The sequence below is a fragment of the Novosphingobium sp. RL4 genome (assembly GCF_035658495.1).
In the GTDB taxonomy this organism is placed as follows: domain Bacteria; phylum Pseudomonadota; class Alphaproteobacteria; order Sphingomonadales; family Sphingomonadaceae; genus Novosphingobium.
In genome coordinates, this window is the sequence record NZ_CP141944.1 from 185,218 (window position 1) to 194,528 (window position 9,311).

At 69.6% G+C, this 9,311-nt stretch carries 15 protein-coding genes; 13 read left to right on the forward strand and 2 right to left on the reverse strand.

The genetic code is table 11. The annotated features are described in order from the left end of the window. Positions 1 to 20: 20 nt before the first annotated feature. A complete protein-coding gene (locus U9J33_RS00870; protein WP_324697252.1) occupies positions 21 to 596 on the reverse strand; it encodes a nuclear transport factor 2 family protein in 576 nt (191 codons plus the stop codon). Between the two features lie 77 nt (positions 597 to 673). Continuing rightward, on the reverse strand, positions 674 to 1,312 hold the full coding sequence (locus U9J33_RS00875) for a YqaA family protein (protein WP_185998424.1): 639 nt from the start codon (positions 1,310 to 1,312) through the stop codon (positions 674 to 676). 190 nt (positions 1,313 to 1,502) lie between these two features. Between U9J33_RS00875 and U9J33_RS00880 the strand changes: the two genes are divergently transcribed. The 13 genes from U9J33_RS00880 (at position 1,503) to U9J33_RS00940 (ending at position 9,294) form a co-directional block, all read left to right on the forward strand. Then, a complete protein-coding gene (locus tag U9J33_RS00880) occupies positions 1,503 to 2,009 on the forward strand; it encodes a hypothetical protein (protein ID WP_054442201.1) in 507 nt (168 codons plus the stop codon). Further along, complete coding sequence (locus U9J33_RS00885) at positions 2,002 to 3,330, forward strand: DNA-packaging protein (protein WP_324697255.1); 1,329 nt, start codon at positions 2,002 to 2,004, stop codon at positions 3,328 to 3,330. Before U9J33_RS00880 ends, U9J33_RS00885 begins: the two co-directional genes overlap by 8 nt. Positions 3,331 to 3,365: 35 nt before the next feature. Beyond that, positions 3,366 to 4,547 carry a phage portal protein gene (locus tag U9J33_RS00890; protein WP_324697257.1) on the forward strand — a complete coding sequence of 394 codons (1,182 nt, stop codon included), beginning with the start codon at positions 3,366 to 3,368 and terminating at the stop codon, positions 4,545 to 4,547. Beyond that, positions 4,544 to 4,852 (forward strand): DUF6127 family protein, encoded by a 309-nt coding sequence (locus U9J33_RS00895; protein WP_054442199.1) that lies wholly within the window; start codon positions 4,544 to 4,546, stop codon positions 4,850 to 4,852. Before U9J33_RS00890 ends, U9J33_RS00895 begins: the two co-directional genes overlap by 4 nt. Beyond that, a complete protein-coding gene (locus tag U9J33_RS00900; protein WP_132468657.1) occupies positions 4,849 to 5,271 on the forward strand; it encodes an HK97 family phage prohead protease in 423 nt (140 codons plus the stop codon). Before U9J33_RS00895 ends, U9J33_RS00900 begins: the two co-directional genes overlap by 4 nt. Before the next feature lie 65 nt (positions 5,272 to 5,336). Next, positions 5,337 to 6,479 carry a phage major capsid protein gene (locus tag U9J33_RS00905; RefSeq protein WP_185998422.1) on the forward strand — a complete coding sequence of 381 codons (1,143 nt, stop codon included), beginning with the start codon at positions 5,337 to 5,339 and terminating at the stop codon, positions 6,477 to 6,479. Positions 6,480 to 6,633: 154 nt separating this feature from the next. Continuing rightward, entirely contained in the window at positions 6,634 to 7,182 is a 549-nt protein-coding gene (locus tag U9J33_RS00910) for a head-tail connector protein (protein ID WP_324697263.1), read from the forward strand. Beyond that, positions 7,179 to 7,358: a hypothetical protein gene (locus U9J33_RS00915; RefSeq protein WP_054442196.1), complete on the forward strand. Its 180-nt coding sequence runs from the start codon at positions 7,179 to 7,181 to the stop codon at positions 7,356 to 7,358. Before U9J33_RS00910 ends, U9J33_RS00915 begins: the two co-directional genes overlap by 4 nt. A gap of 3 nt (positions 7,359 to 7,361) precedes the next feature. Next, a complete protein-coding gene (gene gp17 / locus U9J33_RS00920) occupies positions 7,362 to 7,751 on the forward strand; it encodes a tail completion protein gp17 (RefSeq protein ID WP_324697266.1) in 390 nt (129 codons plus the stop codon). 26 nt (positions 7,752 to 7,777) lie between these two features. Next, entirely contained in the window at positions 7,778 to 8,185 is a 408-nt protein-coding gene (locus U9J33_RS00925) for a phage major tail protein, TP901-1 family (protein ID WP_324697268.1), read from the forward strand. Further along, on the forward strand, positions 8,182 to 8,514 hold the full coding sequence (locus U9J33_RS00930; protein ID WP_324697270.1) for a gene transfer agent family protein: 333 nt from the start codon (positions 8,182 to 8,184) through the stop codon (positions 8,512 to 8,514). The genes U9J33_RS00925 and U9J33_RS00930 overlap by 4 nt, the downstream gene beginning before the upstream one ends. Beyond that, on the forward strand, positions 8,511 to 8,726 hold the full coding sequence (locus tag U9J33_RS00935) for a phage tail assembly chaperone (RefSeq protein ID WP_324697272.1): 216 nt from the start codon (positions 8,511 to 8,513) through the stop codon (positions 8,724 to 8,726). The genes U9J33_RS00930 and U9J33_RS00935 overlap by 4 nt, the downstream gene beginning before the upstream one ends. Further along, entirely contained in the window at positions 8,716 to 9,294 is a 579-nt protein-coding gene (locus tag U9J33_RS00940; RefSeq protein ID WP_185998419.1) for a tail tape measure protein, read from the forward strand. Before U9J33_RS00935 ends, U9J33_RS00940 begins: the two co-directional genes overlap by 11 nt. Positions 9,295 to 9,311: the final 17 nt, after the last annotated feature.

A 9,311-nucleotide genomic window follows, 5' to 3' on the forward strand; every position in this document is an offset into this window, starting at 1 on the left:
AGGTATCGGTGCAAAAGGTGTCAGTTGGAAGTCCCCGGTTCGGCCCCGGTTCCTCGGACCGCGCGGGGGCGGCGCGGCACCGGCGGGCGGTGATAGCTCACGTCACCGCGATCCCGCCGGGCCTGGCAGGGCTCTTCGGCGGTATAGGCGCTGGCCGGGCTCGGCGCATGGGCGGCCTTGGGCACGTCGTAGGTCCCCTCGACCAGCGTGACCCGGTTGGCGATCCGCCATTCTCCTGCGCGCTTGCGGAAATGATCGACGTAGCGCCCCGTGGACATGAAGTTCGGTCCCTGCGCCGTCACGCCCGAGAAGTGGTAGTAGGTCTCGCAAAAGGCCTCTTCCCCGGCCAGTTCGCAGACATGGTTGAGGATCGCGTGCTGGGTCGATTCGAAAAGCAGCGTGGTGCCGTCCGCCCAGGCCACGAACTGATCCGGCATGCCCACGAACTGGCCGTGGTCCTCGATACAATCGTCCCAGTAGCAGGAGCGGACCAGCGCGTTATCCAGCCGGTCGAGCCCGCGCGCATAACGCAGCAGCACCTGGTGGATCTCATGCCGATCGGCCAGTTCGGCCAGCTTCGAGGCAGGATCGGTCACGGCATCTCTCCTTCGCGCGTTCTTTCGCGCGAAGCTAGGTCGTCCGCCCTGCCCCTGTAAGTCCGCTCAGGCCGGGATCACGCCGTTTTCGCGGCGGCGATCACGTCGCACTTCTCGTTGGTCTCCTTGGCGCCGCCGCCAAGGAAGGCCACGGCGAGGAAACCCGCGACGACCGCGACCGCGAAGGCCGCCGTGACTTTACCGAGATGCTTGTCGATCACCGCCTTGATCGGCGCGCCGAACAGGCGGAACAGCACGCCCACGATCAGGAAGCTGATCGAACGGGAGACGATCGAGGCGCCGATGAACACGGCAAGGTTCATGCCGATGAAGCCCGCGGTGATCGTCAGCAGCTTGAACGGGATCGGCGTCGCGCCTTTCACGACGATGATCTCGGCGCCATATTCGCGCAAGTAGCACGCCGCCTTGGGGAAGCTCGCCGCCAGCCCCAGCGCCTTGAGCAGCGCCTCGCCGAAAGCGGCATAGGCGAAGTGGCCGATGGCATAGCCGAGCAGCCCGCCCACCACCGAAGCCAGCGTGGCGATCAGGGCGAAGCGAATCGCCTTCTTCGGTTCTGCCAGGCACATCAGGCCCAGCAGCGGATGCGGCGGAACCGGGAAGAAGCTTGCCTCCATGAAGGCGAACAGCGCCAGCCACCATTCGGCGTGGCGGTGCGCCGCCTTGGCCATGGTCCAGTCGTAGAGGCGGCGCAGCATCGAGTTCTCCGGGAAGTGACGTGGCGTGCTTAGTAGGCCGATGATGAGGCGGCAAGCTATAACCCATTTGGTTATATCCGCTTGACATCGCCTATCGTAATTGGTACAAAACAGGAACAGCGAGTGAAACGGGTCGCTCATCGCGGCACGTTCTTCCGCCCCGGAATTTTCCAGAAACAGGATCATCCCCATGGCCGAGCCGAAAGCGGCTTCGCCGGGTGCTGCCCCGCGCAGGCCCCGGACGAAGATCAGTCCCGTCATCGCCCAAGCCGAGGACAAGTTGAACCGGCACTGGCGCGCCGTCTTCCTGGCGGCGCTGGCCGAAACGTCGAACGTCAGCGCGGCGAGCGCCGCCGCCGGAGTTCACCCGAGCCGGCCTTACAAAGTGCGCCGCTCGGAACCCGAATTTGCCCGCGAATGGCGCACCGCCCTGCTCGAAGGCTACGAAAACCTCGAGATCGAGGTTCTTTACCGCCTTCGCTTCGGGGAGCCCAAGGATGGCGAGGTCAAGTTCGACAACGCCAATGCCCTGCGCCTGCTGGGCCTTCACCGCGAAACGGTGACGCGCGAGCGGGCCATCCGCGAAAACGAGGATCTCGGCGCTGTCCGCGCCTCGATCCAGACCAAGCTGGCGCAGCTGCGCGAACAGGTCCTGGCGCGCCGCACCGCCCGCGAAGAGGAGGAAGAGGATGGCTGAAGCAGATCCCCTGGACTGGCTCGCCAAGGCCCATGCCAGTGACCTTGACGGCTTCGTCTCCAGGCTCGCCCCGCGCGAACAGGAGGAATGGCGCTGGAACTGGCGGGTATGGGGTCGTCCCTCGCAGATCGCACCCGCCGGTGACTGGCGCGTATGGCTGGTCATGGCGGGGCGCGGTTTCGGCAAGACCCGCTGCGGCGCCGAATGGGTAAACGAAATCGCCGAACGCCACCCGCAAGCCCGGATCGCGCTGGTTGCCGCTCATCTTGGCGAGGCGCGCTCGGTCATGGTGGAGGGCGAGAGCGGGCTGCTTTCGGTCGGCGCGCCCTGGCGGCGTCCGGTGTTCGAGCCTTCGCTCAGGCGGCTGACCTGGCCCAACGGCGCGCAGGCCACGCTCTATTCCGCCGCCGAGCCGGAAGCCCTGCGCGGCCCCCAGCACAGCCACGCCTGGTGCGACGAGATCGCCAAGTGGGACAATGCCTCGGGCCGGGCCGTCTCGGCCTGGGACAACCTGTTGATGGGCCTGCGGCTCGGCCACGATCCGCGCCTCGTTGCCACCACCACCCCGCGCAGCGTGCCGCTGGTCATGCGCCTGCTGGCCGAAAGCGAACAGGGCGACGTGATCGTGACGCGCGGCAGCACTTTCGACAATGCCGCCAACCTGCCCGCGCGCTTCCTCAAGGCCATGCGCCGCACCTTCTCGCGCAGCCTGCTCGGGCGGCAGGAACTGGACGGCGAACTTATAGCCGAGGTCGAAGGCGCGCTCTGGAGCCGCGCCCTGCTGGAAACCAGCCGCGAGGAACGCGCGCCCGAATGCGGCCGCGTCGTCGTCGGCGTGGATCCGCCGACATCGGCCGGGGGGGATGCCTGCGGCATCGTGGTGGTCGGCATGGCCGAGGACGGCACCGCGCATGTGATGGCCGATGCCTCGGTGGAAAAGGCCGGCCCCGAACGCTGGGCCCGCGCCGTTGCAGGAACCGCCGAAGCGTGGCGCGCCGACCGCGTCGTCGCCGAGGCGAACCAGGGCGGCGCGATGGTCGCCTCGGTCCTGCGCGCGGCGCGCCTCTCCCTGCCGCTGCGGCTGGTGCACGCCTGCCGGGGCAAGGTCGCCCGCGCCGAACCCGTCGCCGCGCTCTACGAAGCCGGACGCGTCCGCCACGCGGGGCAGTTCCCCCGGCTGGAGGACGAGATGTGCGGGCTGATCGCCGGCGGCGCCTACCAGGGGCCGGGGCGTTCTCCCGACCGTGCCGACGCGCTGGTCTGGGCGCTTACCGAACTGATGCTCGGCAAAAGCGGCGAGCCTCGGGTCAGGCTGGCGTGAACCGCCGAATTCGAAACTCTTCCGAAAGGATCGACATGTCCTTCATCGATACGCTCGTCGCCGCCTTCAAGGGCGAGAGTGCCCGCGTGCCACTGGCGCGCGGGCCGGCCTCGCCATGGTTCTTCGCCGAGAGCGGCGGCGGGCGTGCCCCCTTCGAATACGGTTCGGCAGTGCGCCGCGCCTATCTCGAGAATCCCGTCGCCCAGCGTGCGGTGCGCCTGGTGGCCGAGGGTATCGGCGGCGCCCCGCTTCGGCCCGCCGACCCCGCGCTCATCGCGCTCGTCACCGAAACCAGCGCCGGCCAATCGCTGCTGGAAACGCTCGCCTGCCATCTCCTGCTTCACGGCAATGCCTATGTGCAGGTGCTCAAGGATGCGCGGGGCCGCCCGGTCGAACTGTTCGCCCTGCGCCCCGAACGCGTCTCGATCCAGGCCGGGGAGGACGGCTGGCCCGCCGCCTTCGCCTATGACGTGGCCGGCCGCCGGCTGACGATCCCGCTGCTGGACGAGGACGCCTCGCCCAACGTGATCCACATCCGCCACTTCCACCCGGTGGACGATCACTACGGCGCGGGCTGTCTGGCCGCCGCCGACGAAGCCATCGCCACGCACAATGCCGCCGCGCAGTGGAACCGCCAGCTCCTGGAAAACGCCGCCCGCCCTTCCGGCGCGCTGGTCTACGAGGCGGGCGACGGCAATACCCTGACCGGCGACCAGTTCGACCGGCTCAAGGCCGAACTTGCCAGCGCCTATGCCGGATCGGGCAATGCCGGACGGCCGATGGTGCTGGAAGGCGGGCTCAAGTGGCAGGCCATGGCGATGACCCCGGCGGACATGGATTTCGCCACGCTCAAGGCCGCCGCCGCGCGCGACGTGGCACTCGCCTTCGGGGTGCCGCCGATGCTGCTGGGCCTGCCGGGCGATGCCACTTACGCCAATTACCGCGAGGCCAACCGCGCGCTCTGGCGGCTCACCCTGCTGCCGCTGGCGAGCAAGATCTTCGCCGGGCTCTGCGAAGGGCTGGCCCCGTGGTTCCCGAACGACTGCCGCGAGAACATCCTGGCCATCGACCTGGACCGGGTTCCCGCACTTGCCGAGGACCGCGAGCGGCTCTGGGCCCAGGTCAGCGCCGCCGACTTCCTTGGCGACGACGAAAAGCGATCCTTGTTGGGGCTGCCCCCCGTTTCGGCCTCGAAGGATGAGGAGAACAAATCATGAACCAGAAGGACATGCTGGCCGGCCTGCTCGCCCAGGCGACGACGGAGGGCAGCGAACTCGTGACGCTGCGCGCCATCGTCGAGGAAGCCAGCGAAGTCGGCGCGCGGCGGATGCTCTCGCGGATCGGCCTCGACGACGCGACCGCGCCGGGCGACCTCTCCGAACTGCGCGAACTGCTCCAGGCCTGGCGCGACGCCAAGGCCAGCGCGCAGGCCGCCGCGATCGGCTGGCTGGTGCGCGGCGTGCTGGCCTTGCTGCTGCTCGGCCTGGCGGTGCGCCTCGGCGCGGGCGAGCTGCTGCGATGACGCTGCAACCGGCTCTGCATGAGCGCACCCTCCGCTTCGCCGGCTATGCGGCGCTGTTCGGCAAGCGCGACGCCGGACGCGACACGATCCGCCCCGGCGCCTTCGCCCGGACGCTGGCCGAGCGGCGCGATCCGATCCCGTTGTTCTGGCAGCACCGGCCGGATCTCAGGATTGGCTGGATCGAAACCGTGGCGGAAGACGATCGCGGCCTGCGCGTGGTCGCCACGGTGGACAACCCGGACGGCGCCGCCGGTCTCGCGCTTCGGCGCGGCACCGTGAACGGGCTCTCGTTCGGCTACCGCGCCCGCGCCAGCCGCAACAGCGCCGAAGGCCGCGAACTGCTCGACCTGGAGCTGTTCGAGGTCAGCCTCGTCACGCACCCGATGCAGCATGGCGCGCGGGTGCACCTGATCTCCTGACGACCTCCCCCGACCCATTTTCCCGCCGCCCCGACGGGCGGCTCCAACCGAAAGGTGAATGCCCGATGGAATCCATTGCCCCGGTCGAAGCGCTCGACTCCTCGTTCGACCTCGTCGCCCGACAGGACGCCACCGAAGCCGCCGTCGAAGCCCTGCGCGGTGACGTCGACGACGTGAAGGCCCGCCTCGACCGCGTCAGCCGCGCCGCGTCCCGGCCGGTGATCGAAGGCGGCGCCGCGACCACCGCCAGCCTCGAAGTGAAGGGCTTCGTGGACGGCTACCTGCGCATGGGCCGCGAGACCGAGATCAAGTCGATCTCCGGCATCGTCGCCTCGGATGGCGGCTATGCGGTCCCGCGCGAAGTCGATGCGCTGATCTCCGCCCGCCTCAAGAACATCAGCCCGATCCGCTCGATCGCGCAAGTCGTGCAGACCGGCACGGCGGGCTACCGCAAGCTCATCACCACCGGCGGCACCGCCTCTGGCTGGGTGAGCGAGACCGGCGCCCGCACCGAAACCGCCACCCCCAGCTTCGCCGAGATCGCCCCGCCCGCCGGCGAACTCTACGCCAATCCGGCCGCGAGCCAGGCCATGCTCGATGATTCCGCCTTCGACATCCAGTCCTGGCTGGCGGACGAGATCGCCATGGAATTCGCCCGTGCCGAAGGTGCCGCCTTCGTGAACGGCACCGGCACCAACCAGCCCAAGGGCTTCCTTGCCGCCCCCAACGCCGCCACTGCCGACGCCGCCCGCCCCTTCGGCACGCTCCAGTTCCTGGTCTCGGGCAATGCCGCCGGGTTCGACACCTCGCCCGAACTCAAGCTGATCGACCTCGTTCATTCGCTCAAGGGCGGCCACCGCCAGGGCGCGAGCTGGGTGATGAATTCGAAGACGCTGGCGGTGGTCCGCAAGCTCAAGGCGGCTGACGGCTCGTTCCTGTGGCAGCCGGGCCTCATGGAAGGACAGCCGAACCGCCTGCTGGGCTATCCGGTGGTCGAAGCCGAGGACATGCCCGACGTGGCGGCCAATGCCTTCCCGATCGCATTCGGCAACTTCCGCGCCGGCTACCTGATCGCCGAACGCAGCGCGACCTCGATCCTGCGCGATCCCTTCACCAACAAGCCCTTCGTCCACTTCTACGCAACCAAGCGGATCGGCGGGCAGGTGCTCGATTCCGACGCGATCAAGCTGCTCAAGATCTCGGCCTGACGCCATCCGGGCCGTGCGGGGCCGCATTTGGAAAGGAGCCCGCTCCTTTCCGGCCCCGCACGTCTTGAGCAGCGGCCCGCGCCGTCTCCCCGCTCCCTCACCTCGGGCGGCGGCGCGGGCCAACCGCCTCCTTCCTTCCTGATCGGAGACATCCATGAACCGGGCCATTCCCGCCCCGCCCGTGCTTCCGTCCTCGGCACTCGCCGAGCTCAAGCAGTGGCTCGGCGTGACCACCACGCGCGACGATCTTCCGCTCGTTGCCCTGCTCGCCAGCGCGGTCGAGACTTGCGAGGCCTTCACCGGCCGGATGCCGCTGGTCGCCCCGTGCGAAGAAATGCTGCCCGCCGAAGCAGGCTGGCATGCGCTGTCCACCCGTCCGGTGCAGGCCATCACCCTGATCGAGGGGGTCGATGCCAATGGCACCCGGTTCCCGCTTTCGGCCGGGACTTACGAGATTGACCTCGATGCCGACGGCACCGGCCGTGTCCGCCTTCCCTTCGGCACGCCCGCCACCCGCATCGCCATCGGCTTCACGGCCGGGCTCGCCGATGACTGGGACAGCCTGCCGGACGGGCTGCGCCACGGCATCGTCCGGCTCGCCGCGCACCAGCACCGCGAGCGCGAAAGCGGCAGCGCCGCGCCGCTTCCGCCTGCCTCCGTCGCGGCGCTCTGGCGGCCCTGGCGGCGGATGCGGCTGGCGTGACCGGCATGATCTCGGCCGATGCCGGACCATCGCTCGCCGCCCTTTTCCGCCGCCTCGCCTCCCGCGCCGAAGCGCTTGCCGCCGCCCATGCCGAAGCCCGGCGGATGGCCGCACGCGGCGATGAAACCCGGTGGCGCCGCGCCGACCTCGTCTGGCCGCTCTTCGCGAAAGGATAAGTGATGGAAATCGCCTTGCGCGCCGCGCTGATCGAATGGCTCGCCGCCGATCCCGCGCTCGTGGCCGAGTTGAACTCGGTAACCGAGGAAACGCCCTCGCGCACCAGCCTGCCGTGGCTGGCCTTGGCCTCCAGCGCCAGCGCCGACTGGAGCTGCAAGACCGCACCGGGCCGGGAAGTGCGCGTCGCGCTCGAACTCCATTGCCGGGGTGACGCGCCCGATGCGGCGGCGGCACTGGTCGCGGCCATCGAGGCGCGGGTGGAAAGCCTTCCGCGCACGCAGCCGACTTTCTCCGCCGCCTCCATCCAGTTCCTGCGGGCCCGCGCCGAACAGCGCGGGGAAAGCCGCCGCGCGATCCTGCTCGAATACCGCTTCCGCCTGCTCGCCGCCTGACCCAACCGCTTCAAAGGAGCCTCACCATGCCCGCCCAGAAAGGCAGCGCCTTCCTTCTCAAGATCTCTAACGGCGGCTCTCCCGCCACTTACCAGACCGTTGCCGGGCTGCGGACCACGCAGATGTCGGTCACGGGCGATGCGGTCGTCGTCACCAGCAAGGAAAGCGGCGGCTGGCGCGAACTGCTTTCGGGGGCCGGGGTCCGCTCGGTCTCGGTAAGCGCGGCGGGCATCTTCCTCGGCAGCACGGCCGAGGCGAAGATTCGCGCCAATGCCATGGCCGGCACCCTCGACGACTACGAACTGAGCTTCGAGGACGGCGAGCGGCTGCGTGGCCGCTTCCTTGTCCAGCGGCTCGATTATGCCGGGGATTTCAACGGCGAGCGCAATTACACGCTCCAGCTCGAAAGCTCCGGCCTGGTGGCGCCGGCATGACCCTTCGACAGGCTCAGGGGGAGCGGGCCAACGCGCTGCGCGGCGAGGCGCTGCTGGAGATCGGCGGCACCGCGCATGTCCTGCGCCCCAGCTTCACCGCGCTGGTCGCCGCCGAGGAGGAACTCGGCCCGCTCTTCGCCCTCGTCGAGCGGGCGGGCGCGGGCCAGCTTCGCCTTTCCGAACTGGCCGCGCTGTTCTGGCATTGCGTCGACCCGCTGCACGCCGTCCCGCGCGAAGCAGTGGGAGAGGCGGTGGTTGCCCAGGGCCTTGCCGCCTGCGCCGCACCGCTGCGGGTGTTGCTCGGCCAGATCCTCAAGGGCAGCGGATGAGCGAAACCCGGCTCGCCCCGGCGGCGCTCAGGCTCTGCGGTCTCGCCGCGCGACAGCTCGGCTGGCGCCCACGGGATTTCTGGGCCGCCACGCCCGCCGAACTCGCCGCCGCGCTCGGCCTGCTGCCCCCTGGGCCAGCTGGCGCCGCCGATGCACCGGGCGTCGACCGGTCCCTGCTCGACAAGCTGATGGAACACGACAATGAGCGATGACATCGACAGCCTGCTGGTGGAAGTCCGCGCCAGCACCGAAGGCTTCACGCGCGACATCGCGCAGATGCGCGGCAGCATCGACGGCGATCTCGTCTCCGGCTTCACCCAGGCCGGGCAGGCGCTGGAAAAGGGCCTGACCGGCGCGATCCGCCGCGGCAGCCTCGGCTTCGACGACCTCAAGCGCGTCGCCCTGAGCACGCTTGGCGAAATCGCGGCACAATCGCTGCAGGGCCTGTTCGGCGCGGCGGGCACGGGGGGCGCAGCCACCGGCGCGCTCGATCTCTCCGGCCTGTTTTCCAGCGTGCTCGGCCTGCCCGGGCGCGCGACCGGGGGCAATGTCTCGCCGGGGCGGGGCTATCTCGTCGGCGAACGCGGACCGGAGCTTTTCGTGCCGACTTCCGCCGGGCGGATCGAGACCGGCACTGGCTCCGGCACCGGTTCCGGCGCCCGCGACGTCAAAGTGGCCATCAACCTCACCGGGCCGCGCGGCGCCAGTACGCCGCAATCGCTCCAGCGCTCGTCCCGCCAGGTCGCCAGCGCGGTGCGCCGCGCCCTTTCCAGCCGCTGATCTCACCGGAGCACCCG